Below are 15,706 nucleotides of genomic sequence, written 5' to 3'. Positions count from 1 at the left end.
GGACGGATGGATCGATGACCGGAAGCAGGATTTTGGTAACGCTGACGCTGCTTGCGGCGCTTGCCTCCGTGACCGCCTGCGGCCGCAAGGCCGGTCTCGACACGCCCTACGAGGCGGCCGTCCAGGCACGCCAGGATGCCGAGAAGGCCCACCAGCCCGTGCCGCCGGAACCGGAAAAACCGGTCGTGGACAAGAAGTTCATCCTCGACCCGCTGATCTAGCTCCGATGAAGGCGGGATTGGTCTTTCCAAACCCGATCGCATCGTGCCCCAACTTCCGGAACCACTCTCGTGAACCATTTCGACTACCGCGACGGCGTGCTGCATGCCGAGGACGTGGCAATCCCTGATATCGCCGCGCAAGTCGGCACGCCGTTCTACTGTTATTCGACGGCGACCCTGACCAGGCACTACCGTGTCTTCGTCAAGGCCTTTGCCGGGCTCGACACGCTGGTCTGCTACGCCATGAAGGCCAATTCCAACCAGGCGGTGCTGCGGACCCTGGCCAAGCTCGGCGCCGGCGCCGACGTGGTCTCGGAAGGCGAATTGCGCCGGGCACTGGCCGCCGGCGTCCCGCCCAGCAAGATCCTGTTCTCCGGTGTCGGCAAGACGGCGCGTGAAATGGACTTTGCGCTCGAAGCCGGCATTCTCTGCTTCAACGTCGAATCCGAGCCGGAACTCGAACTCCTGTCGGCCCGCGCATCGGCTCTCGGCAAGATGGCGCCGGTCTCGCTGCGCATCAATCCCGATGTCGACGCCAGGACCCACAAGAAGATCTCAACCGGCAAGGCCGAGAACAAGTTCGGCATTCCGTGGCAGCGTGCGCGCCAGGTCTATGCCCGCGCGGCAACGCTTCCCGGCATCAAGATCACCGGCATCGATACCCATATCGGCAGCCAGATCACAGAACTGCAGCCTTTCGACGACGCCTTCGCCCTGCTGGTCGACCTGGTCGGCGCGCTGCGAGGCGATGGCCACGCCATCGAGCATATCGACCTCGGCGGCGGCCTCGGCATTCCCTACCGCGTCGACAACAACCCGCCCCCCTTGCCCGACGCCTATGCCCAGATCGTCCGCAAGCATGTCACCAAGCTCGGGCTGAAGGTGATGTTCGAGCCAGGCCGATTGATCGTCGGCAATGCCGGCATCCTGGTGTCGGAAGTGATTTTCGTGAAGGAAGGCGACGCCAAGAACTTCCTCGTCGTCGACGCCGCCATGAACGACCTGATCCGGCCGACGCTCTACGACGCCTTCCACGAGATCAAGCCGGTCGTGCAGCCGCCGGCCGACACGCCGCGCATGATGGTCGACGTGGTCGGCCAGGTCTGCGAGACCGGTGACTATCTCGGGCTCGATCGCGACCTGCCCCGGCTGAAGGCGGGCGATCTCGTTGCCGTTTCCACCGCCGGTGCCTACGGCGCGGTCCAGGCCGGCACCTACAACACCCGCCTGCTGGTGCCGGAGGTGCTGGTCGACGGCGACCGTTTCCACGTCGTGCGTCCGCGGCTGACCTATGAGGAGCTGATCGGGCTGGATTCGGTGCCAGACTGGCTTGCATAAAAGCCGCCTGGCCGCGACGCTATAGCCGGTTCTGGATGAGCGCCCTTGCGTCGGCGATCCTGTCCTCGTCGCGGCGGTAGAAGGTCCATTGCTTGATGCGCTTGGTTCTGAGCAGGCCGGCTTGGGTAAGTACACGCATATGCTCGGAAAGCGTCGCCTGCGTGATACCGAGCTTCTCGGCGATCAGCAGCGCGCAGACGCCGTCCTCGACCAGATCGCCATCCGCCTGTGCCCGGAAATGCGCACGCGGATCCTTGAGCCAGTCGAGAATCTGCAGCCTGCGTCCGTTGGCGATCGCCTTGAAGACATCAACCTCTTGCATTTAGCCATTTTGCCAAGTTACTAATTACTGTCAATCCCGAGGAGATCTTGATGTCGCAGGACAACACCATCACACGCGAACGCATCGCCGCGATGGAACCGCGCATCCGCCCCTATATCAGGCACACGCCAGTGCTGCGCGTCGACATGGCCGACTTCGACCGGCCGCCATTGGCGGTCGACCTCAAGCTCGAGTGCCTGCAGCATTCCGGCTCGTTCAAGGCGCGCGGTGCCTTCACCAACCTTCTGGAGCGGCCGGTTCCCGAGGCCGGCGTCGTCGCCGCATCGGGCGGCAATCATGGCGCCGCTGTCGCCTATGCCGCCATGCGGCTTGGCCACAAGGCGACCATCTTCGTTCCCGAAGTGAGCCCGCAGGCCAAGCTCGACCGCATTCGCGGCTATGGCGCCGACCTCGTCGTGGGCGGCCCGTTATGCCGAGGCGCTGGCCGCCAGCGAACGTTTCGCTGAGGAAACCGGCGCCTTGCGGATCCACGCCTTCAACCAGGAGGAAACGCTGATCGGCCAGGGCACTCTCGGGCTTGAGATCGAAAACGATCTGCCTGAGGTCGACACGCTGCTGGTTGCCGTCGGTGGTGGTGGCCTGATCGGCGGCGTCGCCGCCTGGTACGCCGGCCGCATCCGCATCGTCGCCGTCGAGCCCGAGGGCGCGCCGACGCTTCATCGCGCCTTCGAGGCCGGCCATCCGGTCGACGCGCCGGCCGAAGGCATCGCCGCCGATTCGCTGGCGCCGAAGCGCGTCGGCGAAATGATGTTCCCGATCGCCGAAGCCTTCGTCGAACGCTCCATCCTGGTCAGCGACGACGACATCATCGCCGCCCAGAAGGCGCTCTGGAACCGCGTGCGCATCATCTCGGAACCAGGTGGTGCCGCCGCCTTCGCCGCGATGCTGTCCGGCCGCTACGCGCCGGCGCCGGGCGAACGGGTCGCCGTGCTGGTCTGTGGCGCCAACGCGAACCCCGCTAATTTCTGATTGCAACCATTTCGGCCGGCTTCACGTTTTCTCAAACTGCCTCGCCTTTGCCGTGTTTGCTGGTATTCTTCGAGTCGTGAGGCTTGGGCTATCCCGCCCCGCCTCGCAGCATGATCCCCGAGAGTGGGTCCGGTTTTCGGAACAGATCATGCTCAAAGAGATAGAGTCCCATTCCGGTCCTTTCGGGCGGAACAGGCTCTAGGAAGGGCCGATGACGCAACGACCCATCTTCAGCAACGATCGCGGCCTGGCCGGACGCCTTGCCTTGAGCCGGCTGGCGACGCGTGTCGCGATGACCGTCGAGCGCGGCTGGCCGCTGCTGCTCCCGCTCATGGTTATTGCCAGCCTGTTCCTCAGCGTCTCCTGGTTCGGTATTTTCCCTCGGCTGCCGGATGTGGCGCGCATCGGCCTTATCGCCGTTTTCGGCCTGGCAGGGCTGGCCGCGCTTTATCCGCTGCGCTTTTTCCGCATGCCTGGCGCCACCGAGGTCGATCGCCGCATCGAGGCCGCCAACAGATTGCTGCACAGTCCGGTACAGGTGCAGAGCGACCGGCCCAGCGGCCAGGAAAGCAGTTTCTCGCAGGCGCTCTGGCGCGAGCATCAGAAGCGCATGGCTGGAAAGCTCGGCAGTCTCGGCGCCGACCTGCCGCGCGCGCGCGTGCCGGAGCGCGACCCCTGGGGACTTCGCGCCGTGGCGGCGCTCCTGCTGGTCACCGCCTTCGCCTTCTCCTTCGGGCCGACCGGCGGCAGGATAGCAGACGGTTTCAGCGCACACGGCACACTCGACACCGTGCCGCCGCGCATCGACGCCTGGGTGACGCCGCCGGCCTATACCGGCAAGCCGCCGATCTTCTTGACCGCTGATGCCAACCAGGCGACGCCGACCTTCACCATTCCGGAAGGCAGCGATGTCTCGCTGCGTGTGACCGGTGGATCGGGCGAGGAAACGCTTGCCTATGCCGACAAGGATGGCAACGCGCGCGCCATCGACCCGCAAGCCGTCGCCAAGCCGGCGGCAAGCCCGGCGGTGCCGGCCCCCGCCTCATCCTCGAAGATACGCCAGTTCATCGGCAAGCTGACCGGCGACGGCACGCTGACGCTGAAGTCGGGCGACGACCAGCTTGCCCGCTGGGCCTTTGCCGTGCTGCCGGACAAGCCGCCGCAGATCCGCTTCGTCGGCGAGCCCAAGCGCGCCGCCAACGGCGCCTTCGAGCTCAATTACCAGATCGACGACGACTACGGCGCGGCGACGGCCAAGGCGGTGTTCGCGCTGGCCGATCCGCAGGCGCCAGATGCGCATCCGCTCTATGGTCCGCCTGACATGCCGCTGACGCTGCCGCGCCGCGGCGGCAAGGCGAATGCCGCCCGCGCCACGAAGGATCTGACCGAGCATGTCTGGGCCGGCGGCAGCATCAAGCTGACGCTGGTCGCCACCGACGACGCCGGACACACCGCGTCCAGCGAGACAAAGACGCTGGTGATGCCCGAGCGGCCGTTCGCCAACCCGCTGGCGCGCGCCGTGATCGAACAGCGCCGCCTGCTCGCACTCGACGCCAATGCCAAGCCGCGCGTGCTCGACCTGATGGACGCCATCACGCTGCGGCCCGAAGACACGTTCGACAACATGTCCCACTACCTCGCCATCATGAGCGCGATGAGCCGGCTGAAACTGGCCGGCAACGACGATCAGCTGCGCAGCGAGGTCGCTTATCTCTGGGAGATCGCGCTCGGCATCGAGGAGGGCAACCTCTCGGCCGCCGAAAAGCGGCTGCGCCAAGCGCAGCAGGCGCTGCAGGACGCCATCAAGAACGGCGCCAGCGACGCCGAGATCGAGAAGGCGATGAAGGAACTGCGCGAGGCGATGAACCAGTTCCTGCAGGAATTCGCCGAACGCGCCAAGCAGAACCCGAACGCGCCGCAAATGCAGCAGAACGGCCAGGAACTGCGGCAGAGCGATATCGACCGCATGATGGACCAGATCGAGAACCTGGCCAAGTCGGGCGATCGCGACAAGGCGCAGCAATTGCTGTCGCAGCTGCAGGACATGATGAACAACCTCCAGGCCGGCCGCCAGCAGCAGGGCGGTGAGCAGGACAGCCAGATGCGCCAGCAGATGGACAAGCTCGGCGAGATCCTGCGGCGCCAGCAGGAGATGATGAACGACACGTTCCGCATGGACCAGATGCAGCGCGGCGAGCGCCAGCGTGGCGAGAACCGCGACGAGCAGCTTGGCCAGGGCGGTGGCGAGGACCAGGACAAGCCAGGCGTTGGGCAGGACCGCGATCCGCGTGCCAGGCAAAAGCCGATGACGCCGCAGGAATTCGCCGATGCGCTGAAGCAGTTGCAGGAAGGCCAGGGCCAGCTGAAAAGCGATCTCGAGCAGCTGAAGAAGGGCCTCGAAGGCATGGGCATGGAGCCCAATGAAGGATTTGGCGAGGCCGGCAAGTCCATGGGCAGCGCCGAGCAGGCGCTTGGCGAGGGCCAGGGCGACGAGGCGGTCGGCCACCAGGGCCGGGCACTCGAGGCGCTGCGCAAGGGCGCCAAGGACATGATGAAGCAGATGCAGGCCATGCAGGGCGACCAGGGCGGCAGCCAGCAAGGCGGTCGTCAGCAGGACGCCGACCGCGACCCACTCGGCCGGCCGCGCGCCAGCCAGGGTCCTGATTTCGGCGATTCGGTGAAAGTGCCCGACGAGATCGACGTGCAGCGCGCCCGCCAAATCCTGGAAGCGATCCGCAAGCGGCTCGGCAACGCGCTCAGCCCGGACATCGAGCGTAGCTATCTGGAACGGTTGCTCGAGCTGAAGTAGCAGGCGGCGGGAGCAACTGGCGACGTCTATGACGCGGCGGGTTGGACCTGTCTGTTGACGAACGCCTCGCGGATCGCCTCCTGCATGCCGTCGATCGCCTCGCCTGACGCATTCGGGTTGCGATGCATCACCACATTGGACGCATCGATGTCGCCGAACCCGTCGGCTGCAGTGAGTTCGCGGCAGTCCGCCGGAATGTTGCTCCGCGAAATCGGCGCGATCGCCAAGCCTGAAGTGACGGCGAGCTTCAGGCCGCCATTGGTGTCGCTGGTATAGGCGACGCGATAGGCAAGGCCGCGCTGCTCCAGCGACTTGATGGCGAAATCCTTACACCAGCCGGCACGGTTGTAGAGCGCGATCGGCAGCGGCTGTTCCTCATGCATGTGATGCAGGTTCGACGTCACCCACACGGTTGGGTCGTGCATCAGCACCTCGCCACCGGCAAGGTCCTGCCATTCGAAGACCACGGCGAGATCGAGCTCACCGGCGGCGAGCGCCGCAACCTGCGCCCACGAATGGGCGTAGCGCACCGTGACTTCAACCTTTGGATGCCGCTTCGAGAATGCGCCGAGCGCACGCGACAGGATGGCATGGCCATATTCCTCCGGAATACCGATGCGCACCGGCCCGCCCAGCGGCGCCGCCGCCATCGACGCCGCCGTCTCGTCGAGCAGCGCGACGATGCGCCGGGCATTGACGATAAGTTCGCCGCCACGCCGCGTCAGCGCGACGCCACGTGAACCGCGCTCGAACAGGCTGTCGCCGACCAGCTCTTCGAGCTTCTTCATCTGCATCGATACGGCCGACTGCGTGCGGCCGGCCTGCTCGGCGGCCCTTGTGAAGTTGCCGGCCTCGGCGATGGCGACAAAGGTGCGCAGGAGATCGCTGTCGAGGGTTGGCCGCATCGCATCCGTCATAAGCAAAGTTGATTGCTGACATCATTCCAATTCGTTTGCAACATGTCAAACACCGGGCGATAGTCGCCTCACCCATTGGATATGCGGCCGCGAAATCGGCAGCGGACCAATCAAAGAGTCCTCACTCGTGCCCGCTGCCCGAAAACGGTGGCGGGTTCTTTTTGATCTGGAGGGTCACCGGATCGTATGCGCGGGAGCCTGGACGCGGATGCAGAATAGGATGGTGCGCGGCATCCTGAGCCTGTGCCTGGGCGTGCTGGTCTTCTCGCTGCAGGACCCGCTCGTCAAAGCCGTGTCGAGCGGCTACCCGGTGACCGAGGTGATGGCGATCCGCTCGATCATCGCCCTGCCGATCCTGATCCTTCTCGTCCATGCCGATGTCGGGCTGCGCGCCATCCTGTCGCGGCGCTTCGGCATGCTGACCGTGCGCGCCTTCATCCAGTTCACGTCCTACACCGTTTATTACCTGGCCATCGCCGCCCTGCCGCTGGCCGACGCCGTGGCGCTCTATTTCATGGCGCCGCTCTGCATCATGGCGATGGCCGGCCCCTATCTTGGCGAGCGCGTTTCCTGGCAGACGCTGGCAACCGTGCTGATCGGCATGCTTGGCGTCCTGGTGATGCTGCGCCCCGGCGCCGGACTGTTCGACTGGGCGGCCTTGCTGTCGCTGGGCTCGGCCGTGCTCTACGGATTTTCGCAATTGATGGCCCGCAAGATCGGCGACACCGAATCCTCCACCGTGATGGCCTTCTACCAGAACGGCGCCTATCTGACCGGCGCGGCCGTGGTCGCCGGCACGTTCCACCTCGCCGGCATAACCCACGCCGTCCACCCGAGCCTCGAATTCCTGGTACGGCCGTGGATCTGGCCGACACTGCCGGACTTCCTCAAGATGGCGGCGTGCGGTTTCGTTGCCTCGGCCGGCATGATCCTGCTCTCGCAGGGTTACCGGCTGGCTCCGGCCAACCGCGTCGCCACCTTCGAATATACCGGCATCCTGTGGTCGCCGCTGTGGGGTTTCCTGTTCTTCGCCGAGGTACCACGCTCGACGACCGTGATCGGCGCGGCGCTCATCATCGGCGCCGGCCTGCTGGCGCTCAACACCGACCGGCGGACCAGCCCAGCGCCGGCGCTTGTCGCCAGGGATCCGGCCTGATCAGGCGAAGCAGATCAGCGCCCGTTCGACGCGCGAACGGATCTCGGCCAGCGTGAAGGGCTTTTGCACGACATCGAGGATAATGCCGTTCAATTCCTCGGCGCGCTCGCGCTGGTCGGCATAGCCGGTCATCAGCATGATCTTCATCGCCGGGAAAAGCGCCGCGGCCGCAACCGCCATCTCGATGCCATCCATCTCCGGCATGCGGATGTCGGAGACGACGAGATCGTAACCGCCATGCGCGGCCTTGATCAGCGCCAGACCTTGCGCGCCGTCGGCGGCGATATCGATTGCGTGGCCGGCGCGTTCGAGTGCGCGGGCTGCGAGGGTGCGGACGGACTCATCGTCCTCGACGATCAGAAGCTTTGCCATGGCCGGCATATTTGGCGGGCAAAAGTTGAGTTTTCCTGAAAGCGGAACCGGTCGGCAACTCTTTTTGGAAGTCGCTCAAACGTCGCCCTTAACGACACCCACGAACGGCAGTTCGCGAAACGCATGCGAGACATCCATGCCGTAGCCGACGACGAAATAATCGGGGCAGTCGAAGCCGACATAGTCGGCATTGAGCGCGGTCTGGCGGCGCATGCGCTTGTCGAGCAGCACGGCGATGGAACAGCTTTTCGCGCCACGCGACAGCATCAGGTCGCGGGTGAAGCTCAGCGTCTTGCCCGATTCCAGAATATCGTCGATCAACAGCACGTCGCGGCCGGCAACCTCGTTGTCGATGTCGCGCAGCACCCTCACCTCGCCGCTGGTGGTGCCGGCGCCATAGCTGGAGATGAAGATGAACTCGACTTCCGGCGACAGGCCGACATCGTGCATGGCCCGGATCAGGTCGGCGGCGAAGATGAACGAGCCCTTCAGCACCGAAATCACCAGCAGATCGTGATAGTCGTGCCCGGCGATCTCCTTGGCGAGTTCGAGATTGCGCCGCGCGATCGCCGATGCCGAAAACAGGACTTCGATGTCCTTGCCGCGTACGATGGGCATAGATGGCCTTCCCCGGTGATCGCCTACTCGGCGAAAGTAACCAAAACGGTTCTTACGCCGTTCTTAGGCACGTCGAGCCGGCTGGCAAAGCCGAATCTTTCGCCGGATGCCAGCAAGCGGCCGGATGTCCCCAACGTATAACGGATTGTGCGCCCGTCTTTGCCCGTCACCCGGATATCGAGCGGCGGCAGGGTCGCGGGGCTCGTCCCGTCGTTCGCGGCCTCCCCATCGACGAACAGCACCGGGTTCGGGCCGGAGGCGTCGACACGTGACGTGACGCCTGAAATGGTCAGCGCCGACGCTTGCGCGCCGGCGAGGAACGGCGCCTGGCGCACCAGCGCATGGCCGCCTGACACCCAGAAGGCGGCAAGAGCGGCACCGACGCCGGCGATCCAGAAGATCGGCCCTCCGCGTGACGCCGGCGGCCGTTTCGCTGGCGCTTCCGGCTTGCGCAGCATGTCCATGCCCGCGATGGGCGGGGTGACGATCGCACGCGGCGGTGGTGAATCGCTTTCCACCGCAGGAGCAAGGCGCGGCATCACTTCATAGTCGGCATCGATGATATCGGCCGCCGGACCGCGCACGATCCGGTCCGCCACGGCAATTGCCGGTGGATCGGTCATGATTTCGCCGGAAACCGGGCGCGCGGTTCGCTGGTCAGCCATCATGGCCCAGTATTGCACCTGTTCGCTTTTCGTTTCTTTTGCGTAAACACAAATGGTTAACGCTTCCCCACCGGAGCTGTCGTGACAAGCCGAAACAACCCAGGAATTAACCGCCGGTTAACCATGCCGGCCGATGGTCTTTTCGCAGAACAGGCCGGCTCGCCGCCGGCAGGAATTTCAGGTCGCCGAAATTGATTCGCTTCGAAAATGTCGGCCTCCGCTATGGCATGGGTCCGGAAATCCTCCGCGACATTTCCCTGCACATCCCGGAGCGCTCCTTCCAGTTCCTGAGCGGGCCTTCGGGTGCCGGCAAGACGACGTTGCTGCGCCTTTTGTTCATGTCGCTGAAGCCGACGCGTGGACTGATCACCATCTTCGGCAAGGACCGCTCGCGCATCTCACGCACCGAACTGCCGCATCTGCGCCGCCGCATCGGCGTGGTGTTCCAGGATTTTCGCCTGCTCGACCACATGACCACCTATGAGAATGTTGCTTTGCCACTGCGCGTGCGCGGGCGCGAGGAAGCGAGCTACCGCACCGATGTCACCGAACTGTTGAAATGGGTGGGGCTCGGCGAACGCATGCATGTGCTGCCGCCGGTTCTGTCAGGCGGCGAGAAGCAGCGCGCCGCGATCGCGCGCGCCCTGATCGAGCAGCCGGAGATCTTGCTGGCCGACGAGCCGACCGGCAATGTCGATCCGCCGCTGGCGCGGCGGCTGCTGCGGCTGTTCATCGAACTCAATCGCCTCGGCACCGCCGTGGTGATCGCGACCCACGATCTTGGCCTTATGGAACAGGTCGACGCGCGCCGCATGATCCTGGCCGGCGGAAGGCTTGATATCTATGACTGAGCTACCGGCTGACCATTTCGAGGAGCAGGATGCCGAGGCGGCCGAGGCAAGACCGCGCGCCCAGCGCAAGATGGCGCCGATCGTGCCCGCGCAGAACATTGCCGGCCGCGCCCTGGTGCTGGTCATCGCTATCATGACCTTCCTGTGCTGCCTGACCTTCGGCGCGGTGACGCTGGTGCGCGACACGGCCTCGGTTTGGGAAAACCAGATCTCGCGCGAGGCGACCATCCAGATCAAGCCGGCCGACGGCCTCGACATGGAGGCAGCGCTCAGCCAGGCCTCACAGATCGCCGGCGAATTCCCCGGCGTGAAATCGACCCGGATCATCGACCGCGAAGCGACCGCCAGGCTCTTGGAGCCCTGGCTGGGATCGGGCCTCAACATCGACGACCTGCCGGTGCCGCGGCTGATCATCGTAACCATCGACGAGAACAGTCCGCCGGACTTCGCCGCCATGCGCGCCGCGATCACGCCGAAGCTGCCGAGTGCATCGCTTGACGACCACCGCACCTGGGTCGACCGGCTGGTGGCCATGGCCCGCACCACGGTGACCATCGGCGTCGCCGTTCTGGCCCTGATGCTGTCGGCAACGGTGCTGACCGTGGTGTTCGCAACCCGTGGCGCCATGGACGGCAACGGCCACATCATCGAGGTACTGCATTTCGTCGGCGCCGAAGCGCGCTTCATCGCGCGCGAATTCCGCCGGCATTTCCTGGTCACCGGCATGAAAGGCGCGGCCGCTGGCGGAGCCGCGGCGGTGCTCGTCTTCATCGTTTTTTCCTGGTGGTCGTCGCGCAATATGGCAACGCCGCAGGCCGATCAGGCGACGGCCTTGTTCGGCAACTTCGCCATCGGCTCCGCGGGCTACCTAGGTGTCGTCCTGATGGTGCTGGTGATTGGCGCGCTGACGGCGGCAACTTCGCACGCCACCGTCGTCGCCTATCTCAGCGACATCGACGTTCGCCAACCCGACGCATGAAAGGAACTCGTCTTGGCGTCGATGGAAAGAGCGCGATCACGGATGGAGAATTCGCGTAACGCAAAGTGCGTCTTTTCCCTATCAAAGGCCGCATTTCGGGATTAACCATATGGCTATGGACGTGCGGGACTCGACCGGGACGGCTGGACAGCTGCCAGTGGTGGTTGCCCGTTGGCGCGGCCATGGCAAGGTTAGCCATTTAAGGACCGCCCTGCGTCTCTCCGCTGTCTTCCTGCTCGTGCTCACAACAGTGTTCGCTAGCGGCTTCGGCTGGTTTGCCAGCAAGGTCAGCCATCTGACCACGCCCGCCAACCCGGCCAAGGCCGACGCCATCATTGTGCTGACCGGCGGCCAGTCGCGCCTCGACGCGGCGATGGAGCTGCTGGCATCCGGCAAGGGCGAGCGACTCCTGATCAGTGGCGTGCATCCCTCCGCCAGCCGTCGCCAACTCCAGGCGGCGACCGGCGGCGACAAGAAGCTGTTTTCCTGCTGCGTCGACATCGACCGCGCCGCGCTCGACACGATCGGCAATGCCGAGGAAAGCGCCAAATGGGTGGAAAACCACGCCTATGGCACTGTGATCCTGGTCACCAACAATTATCACATGCCGCGCAGCCTGCTGGAGATGGGCCGGCTGCTGCATGGCGCCAAGCTCGAACCCTACCCTGTGGTCAATTCCAACCTAGATAATGGCAATTGGCTGACCAAGCCGCGGGCGGTACGCGTGCTTTTCACCGAATACACCAAATACCTGCTAGCGCTGGCTCGCGGCATTATCCCGGTGAAGCCGACGCCCGACGGCATCGCGCTGGCCGAGACCGCCGCCGGCGGCTGAGCCCGTCATTGCTTGGCGGCAGCCCCTGAAACGCCCTTGAGGCGCGCGATCTCTTGCTCAAGGTCCTGGATGCGCCGGTCGCGCTCGCCAAGCGCCGCCGCCACATCAGCCGCCTCGAAGCGCTGCGGTATATGTTGCGGGCAATTGGCATCCCACGCCGAGACGGTGAACAGGATGACCTGTTCGGGACGCGCCTTGTAGTCCGGCGGCATCAGCCGCGCCGTCAACCCGGCGTCGTTTTCGACAACGCGTGCCGTGCCCCAGATCTTGATGCGCTGGCGCATCATGTAATCGATCAGGAACAGAAAGGCCCTCGGATTGTCGGCCAGATTGCCCTGCGTGATGAACTGCTTATTGCCGGAAAAATCCGCGAAGCCGATCGTCTTCTCGTCGAGCACCTTGAGAAAGCCGGCAGGGCCGCCGCGGTGCTGGATGTAGGGCTGACCGTCGCCATTGGCCGTCGACAGGAACACGCTGGTCTGCATTTCGATGAAGGCGGCGAGGTCCGGTGTAATCGCCGACTGCCAGCCGCCGCGCTCCTCGACGCGGGCGTAGGACTGACGCGAGCCCTTACGCGCCTGGATCGCCTTGACCGTCGGCGTGAAGGCGACATCGCTCGTAAAAGCGTGTGCGTTCATCGAAACCTCCTTGCATGAAACGTTTCTAAAGGCCGAGCTCCGATAACGTCGGATGGTCGTCCGGCCGCCGGCCGAGAGGCCAGCGATATTTGCGCTCGGCCTCGGCGATCGGCAGGTCGTTGATGCTGGCGATGCGCAGCCGCATCAGCCCGTGCTCGTCGAATTCCCAGTTCTCATTGCCGTAGCTGCGGAACCATGAGCCGCTGTCGTCGTGCCATTCATAGGCGAAGCGCACGGCGATGCGGTTGCCGTCGAAGGCCCAGACCTCCTTGATCAGCCGGTAGTCGAGTTCGCGTACCCATTTGCGCGTCAGGAACGCCTGGATCGCATCGCGGCCTTGCAGGAACTCGGCCCGGTTGCGCCAACGGCTGTCCGCCGTATAGGCGAGCGCCACCCGCGCAGGATCGCGCGAGTTCCAGGCATCCTCGGCCATGCGCGCTTTCTGTGCTGACGTCTCGGCGGTGAAGGGCGGAAGCGGCGGGCGGCTCTCAGACATGGGATTTCCTCTGCGGCATGAAGGTTGAGGCCGGCGGGCACCGCCGCCCCTTTTCCGGATTCAGGCAGCATCGCGGGCGGAAACAACCGGAAAATCGATCTCCGTCTGGGCAACCTCGTTGATATAGTTGGTCCAGACGTTCAGGGCGACATGCTGGACGATCTCGATGATCTCCGTCGTCATAGCCCGCGAGCCTGACAGCGGCGAGATCCTCCTGGCCGACATGCCCGCGGCTTTGCGCTACTCTGGCGGCAAAACGCACCGCCGCGGCTGCCTTGATATCCGTGGAGCCGCCATGGCGGTTGGCCAGCATCTCGGCGGCGTCGAGCCTTGCGAGTGTCTTGCCGAGATAGGTGTGGGCGGCAGACAGTAGTTGCAGCCATTGATCTCGGCGATCGCCAGTGCGATGCGCTCGCGCGTCGGCGCCGGCAGCCGGCCCTTGGCCAAGGCTCCCATCATGCCGAGATAGCCTTCCAGCGCGGCCGGACTGTTGGCGACCATCCGAAACAGGTTCGGGATGACACCAAGCTGTTTTCCCACCGGCTGCAGCATGGGCAGCGCGGCGGCGGGAGCGTTTGCGATGGACGAAGGCGTGGCAATGCGGGGCATGGAGATTGCCTTGTTGAGGTACCCCGCCTATATGCAGCCTTCCATCTTACGGATGTAGATGCCATATTTGCAATCAACCCTTCCATTTTCTGGAAGAAATGATGGATCGTCTCGAAGCCATGTCCCTTTTTGTCGCGGCAGCGGAAGGCGGCAGCCTTTCCGCCGCTGCTCGCCGTTCGGACGTTCCGCTGGCAACGGTCAGCCGCAAGGTCTCCGATCTGGAGCGCCACCTGAAGACACGCCTGTTGAACCGCTCGACGCGGCGGCTGACACTGACCGATGCGGGCCATGCCTATCTCGCTGCCTGCCGCCGCATTCTCGACGAGGTCGGCGACGCCGAACGCACCGCCGGCGGCGAATACAGCGCCCCGACAGGGGAACTGATCATCACCGCGCCGATCGTCTTCGGCCGCCTTCACGTGTTGCCGGTTGTCACCGAGTTCCTCGCCGCCTATCCGCTGGTGGATATCCGCCTCACGCTCGGCGACAGGATAAGCCAGTTGGCCGAAGACCATATCGACCTCGCCGTCCGCATCGGCAGGCTGCCGGATTCGCGGATGGTCGCCATCAGGGTCGGCTCGATCGGTCATGTTGTCTGCGCAAGCCCGGCCTATCTGGCCGGACACGGCATTCCTGGGACGCCGGGAGAGCTCGATACGCACAGCTGCATCACCTTCGAGGGCCTTGGCTCGCTTGCCACCTGGACCTTCACCGTGGACAAGGCTGATTTTGTCGTACCGGTCCGCTCAAGGCTTCGGGTCAACACCGCTGAGGCGGCGACCGATGCGGCGATCGCCGGGGTCGGGTTGACCCGGGTGCTTTCCTACCAGATCGTCGCCGCCGTACGATCAGGAACACTGCGCCCGGTGCTCACGGATTTCGAACCCGAGCCTTGGCCGGTAAACCTGGTGCATGCAGGCCAGGGCCGGCTGCCGGTAAAATTGCGCGCCTTCCTCGACTTCGCCGCCCCACGCCTGAGGGAACGGCTGGCGCAGGCGGCCTGGTAGAACGGGCAGTATCGCACCGTTTCCTTTTTCCCCGCGCTTGGTGTAACCAACGCACACTTCCTCACCGGACCTCCCCCATGCTTTATGTCAGATCGCTGGCGTTCAATTTTGTCTTCTACGTCAATCTGATCGTCCAGATGATCCTCTGGACCCCGTACTATTTTCTGTCGTCCCGCCACCGCGCCTGGTTCGTGCCGAAATTCTGGTCGCGCACCTCGATGTGGCTCTATGACAAGATCGCCGGAACGACAAACGACATCACCGGGCAGGAAAACCTGCCCGAGGGCTCCTTCATCCTGGCGCCCAAGCACCAATCGTTCTGGGACGCTATCGCCTTCTTTCCTTACCTCCAGGACCCGCTTTACATCCTGAAGCGCGAGCTGACCTGGATCCCGTTCTTCGGCTGGTATATCTTGAAGATGCGCATGATCCCGGTTGATCGCGGCAGCCGCTCCAAGGCGCTGAAGGCCGTGGTCGCTGCGACCAAGGAAGAGATGGCGCGCAACCCGCGCCAATTGATCATCTATCCCGAGGGCACGCGCCGGGCGCCGGGCGACGAGCCGGCCTACAAATACGGCATCGTTGAAATCTACACCCAGCTTGGCGTTCCGGTGGTGCCGGTCGCCCATGTCGCCGGCCTCTATTGGCCGCGCCGCAAGTTCCTGCGCTATCCCGGGACCGTCAAGGCGCGCTTCCTGCCGCCCATACCGCCTGGTCTGGGCAAGGACGAGTTCATGGCGCGGCTGATCGGCGAGACCGAGGCTGCCTGTGACCAGCTTCTCGTCGAGGCATCGCGCGCCCCCAATCCGCCGGCCCTGCCGCCAACGGCGATCAAGCGGCTTCGGGAGCTGGGCACGAAGGCCTGAAGGCTCGCCGGCCAAGC

At 64.6% G+C, this 15,706-nt stretch carries 16 protein-coding genes and 2 pseudogenes; 10 read left to right on the top strand and 8 right to left on the bottom strand.

The genetic code is table 11. The annotated features are described in order from the left end of the window. Nucleotides 1-14 precede the first annotated feature (14 nt). Both O7A60_RS04795 and lysA read left to right on the top strand, forming a co-directional pair. Nucleotides 15-221 (top strand): hypothetical protein, encoded by a 207-nt coding sequence (locus O7A60_RS04795; protein ID WP_337105255.1) that lies wholly within the window; start codon nt 15-17, stop codon nt 219-221. A 69-nt stretch (nt 222-290) separates the two neighbouring features. Continuing rightward, the gene (gene lysA, locus O7A60_RS04790; protein WP_337105254.1) at nt 291-1,559 is read left to right on the top strand and encodes a diaminopimelate decarboxylase; all 1,269 of its coding nucleotides are present in this window, start codon (nt 291-293) and stop codon (nt 1,557-1,559) included. Nucleotides 1,560-1,578: 19 nt separating this feature from the next. Here lysA and O7A60_RS04785 read toward each other — a convergent pair whose 3' ends face one another. Further along, complete coding sequence (locus O7A60_RS04785) at nt 1,579-1,881, bottom strand: ArsR/SmtB family transcription factor (RefSeq protein ID WP_337105252.1); 303 nt, start codon at nt 1,879-1,881, stop codon at nt 1,579-1,581. Between the two features lie 50 nt (nt 1,882-1,931). Between O7A60_RS04785 and O7A60_RS04780 the strand changes: the two are divergent. Beyond that, a pseudogene (locus tag O7A60_RS04780) lies at nt 1,932-2,871 on the top strand (threonine/serine dehydratase). Between the two features lie 211 nt (nt 2,872-3,082). Continuing rightward, nucleotides 3,083-5,680 carry a TIGR02302 family protein gene (locus O7A60_RS04775; RefSeq protein WP_337105251.1) on the top strand — a complete coding sequence of 866 codons (2,598 nt, stop codon included), beginning with the start codon at nt 3,083-3,085 and terminating at the stop codon, nt 5,678-5,680. Between the two features lie 26 nt (nt 5,681-5,706). Here the strand turns inward: O7A60_RS04775 and O7A60_RS04770 are convergent, their stop codons facing one another. Continuing rightward, entirely contained in the window at nt 5,707-6,585 is an 879-nt protein-coding gene (locus O7A60_RS04770) for a LysR family transcriptional regulator (protein WP_337105250.1), read from the bottom strand. Nucleotides 6,586-6,805: 220 nt separating this feature from the next. On the opposite strand from O7A60_RS04770, the gene O7A60_RS04765 reads away from it, so the two are divergent. Beyond that, on the top strand, nt 6,806-7,753 hold the full coding sequence (locus O7A60_RS04765) for a DMT family transporter (protein WP_337105249.1): 948 nt from the start codon (nt 6,806-6,808) through the stop codon (nt 7,751-7,753). Here O7A60_RS04765 and O7A60_RS04760 read toward each other — a convergent pair whose 3' ends face one another. The 3 genes from O7A60_RS04760 to O7A60_RS04750 all read right to left on the bottom strand — a co-directional run bounded on the left by O7A60_RS04760 (nt 7,754) and on the right by O7A60_RS04750 (nt 9,411). Continuing rightward, nucleotides 7,754-8,125, bottom strand: a complete 372-nt coding sequence (locus O7A60_RS04760) for a response regulator (protein ID WP_181174151.1) — start codon at nt 8,123-8,125, stop codon at nt 7,754-7,756. It abuts the gene before it with no gap. 75 nt (nt 8,126-8,200) lie between these two features. Then, the gene (gene hpt, locus O7A60_RS04755) at nt 8,201-8,743 is read right to left on the bottom strand and encodes a hypoxanthine phosphoribosyltransferase (RefSeq protein WP_027143486.1); all 543 of its coding nucleotides are present in this window, start codon (nt 8,741-8,743) and stop codon (nt 8,201-8,203) included. Between the two features lie 23 nt (nt 8,744-8,766). Further along, complete coding sequence (locus O7A60_RS04750; protein WP_337105245.1) at nt 8,767-9,411, bottom strand: hypothetical protein; 645 nt, start codon at nt 9,409-9,411, stop codon at nt 8,767-8,769. Nucleotides 9,412-9,599: 188 nt separating this feature from the next. Between O7A60_RS04750 and ftsE the strand changes: the two genes are divergently transcribed. The 3 genes from ftsE (at nt 9,600) to O7A60_RS04735 (ending at nt 12,073) form a co-directional block, all read left to right on the top strand. Continuing rightward, nucleotides 9,600-10,259 (top strand): cell division ATP-binding protein FtsE, encoded by a 660-nt coding sequence (gene ftsE, locus O7A60_RS04745; protein WP_010911739.1) that lies wholly within the window; start codon nt 9,600-9,602, stop codon nt 10,257-10,259. After that, nucleotides 10,252-11,238, top strand: coding sequence for a cell division protein FtsX (locus O7A60_RS04740; RefSeq protein WP_337105239.1), 987 nt, complete (start codon nt 10,252-10,254; stop codon nt 11,236-11,238). Before ftsE ends, O7A60_RS04740 begins: the two co-directional genes overlap by 8 nt. A 109-nt stretch (nt 11,239-11,347) precedes the next feature. Beyond that, on the top strand, nt 11,348-12,073 hold the full coding sequence (locus O7A60_RS04735; protein WP_337105238.1) for a YdcF family protein: 726 nt from the start codon (nt 11,348-11,350) through the stop codon (nt 12,071-12,073). A 5-nt stretch (nt 12,074-12,078) separates the two neighbouring features. On the opposite strand, the gene O7A60_RS04730 is transcribed toward O7A60_RS04735, so the two are convergent. The 3 genes and pseudogenes from O7A60_RS04730 to O7A60_RS04720 form a co-directional block, all read right to left on the bottom strand. Continuing rightward, nucleotides 12,079-12,711 carry a pyridoxamine 5'-phosphate oxidase family protein gene (locus O7A60_RS04730; RefSeq protein WP_337105237.1) on the bottom strand — a complete coding sequence of 211 codons (633 nt, stop codon included), beginning with the start codon at nt 12,709-12,711 and terminating at the stop codon, nt 12,079-12,081. A gap of 25 nt (nt 12,712-12,736) precedes the next feature. After that, entirely contained in the window at nt 12,737-13,207 is a 471-nt protein-coding gene (locus tag O7A60_RS04725; protein ID WP_337105236.1) for a nuclear transport factor 2 family protein, read from the bottom strand. Nucleotides 13,208-13,267: 60 nt separating this feature from the next. After that, nucleotides 13,268-13,816, bottom strand: a pseudogene (locus tag O7A60_RS04720) (carboxymuconolactone decarboxylase family protein). Between the two features lie 101 nt (nt 13,817-13,917). Here O7A60_RS04720 and O7A60_RS04715 point away from each other — a divergent pair. After that, nucleotides 13,918-14,823 (top strand): LysR family transcriptional regulator, encoded by a 906-nt coding sequence (locus O7A60_RS04715; RefSeq protein WP_337105235.1) that lies wholly within the window; start codon nt 13,918-13,920, stop codon nt 14,821-14,823. 77 nt (nt 14,824-14,900) lie between these two features. Continuing rightward, nucleotides 14,901-15,689 carry a lysophospholipid acyltransferase family protein gene (locus O7A60_RS04710; protein ID WP_337105234.1) on the top strand — a complete coding sequence of 263 codons (789 nt, stop codon included), beginning with the start codon at nt 14,901-14,903 and terminating at the stop codon, nt 15,687-15,689. Nucleotides 15,690-15,706: the final 17 nt, after the last annotated feature.

This window comes from Mesorhizobium salmacidum (SeqCode) (assembly GCF_037179605.1).
Classification (GTDB): domain Bacteria; phylum Pseudomonadota; class Alphaproteobacteria; order Rhizobiales; family Rhizobiaceae; genus Mesorhizobium; species Mesorhizobium salmacidum.
This window is presented reverse-complemented; position numbering and strand designations above follow the sequence as displayed.

Bases quoted from the DNA above. Each gene is read 5' to 3' on its own strand.
- O7A60_RS04795 (WP_337105255.1), top strand. From the start codon at position 15: ATGACCGGAAGCAGGATTTTGGTAACGCTGACGCTGCTTGCGGCGCTT.
- O7A60_RS04785 (WP_337105252.1), bottom strand. From the start codon at position 1,881: ATGCAAGAGGTTGATGTCTTCAAGGCGATCGCCAACGGACGCAGGCTG.
- O7A60_RS04775 (WP_337105251.1), top strand. From the start codon at position 3,083: ATGACGCAACGACCCATCTTCAGCAACGATCGCGGCCTGGCCGGACGC.
- O7A60_RS04770 (WP_337105250.1), bottom strand. From the start codon at position 6,585: ATGCGGCCAACCCTCGACAGCGATCTCCTGCGCACCTTTGTCGCCATC.
- O7A60_RS04765 (WP_337105249.1), top strand. From the start codon at position 6,806: ATGCAGAATAGGATGGTGCGCGGCATCCTGAGCCTGTGCCTGGGCGTG.
- O7A60_RS04760 (WP_181174151.1), bottom strand. From the start codon at position 8,125: ATGGCAAAGCTTCTGATCGTCGAGGACGATGAGTCCGTCCGCACCCTC.
- hpt (WP_027143486.1), bottom strand. From the start codon at position 8,743: ATGCCCATCGTACGCGGCAAGGACATCGAAGTCCTGTTTTCGGCATCG.
- O7A60_RS04750 (WP_337105245.1), bottom strand. From the start codon at position 9,411: ATGATGGCTGACCAGCGAACCGCGCGCCCGGTTTCCGGCGAAATCATG.
- O7A60_RS04740 (WP_337105239.1), top strand. From the start codon at position 10,252: ATGACTGAGCTACCGGCTGACCATTTCGAGGAGCAGGATGCCGAGGCG.
- O7A60_RS04735 (WP_337105238.1), top strand. From the start codon at position 11,348: ATGGCTATGGACGTGCGGGACTCGACCGGGACGGCTGGACAGCTGCCA.
- O7A60_RS04730 (WP_337105237.1), bottom strand. From the start codon at position 12,711: ATGAACGCACACGCTTTTACGAGCGATGTCGCCTTCACGCCGACGGTC.
- O7A60_RS04725 (WP_337105236.1), bottom strand. From the start codon at position 13,207: ATGTCTGAGAGCCGCCCGCCGCTTCCGCCCTTCACCGCCGAGACGTCA.
- O7A60_RS04715 (WP_337105235.1), top strand. From the start codon at position 13,918: ATGGATCGTCTCGAAGCCATGTCCCTTTTTGTCGCGGCAGCGGAAGGC.
- O7A60_RS04710 (WP_337105234.1), top strand. From the start codon at position 14,901: ATGCTTTATGTCAGATCGCTGGCGTTCAATTTTGTCTTCTACGTCAAT.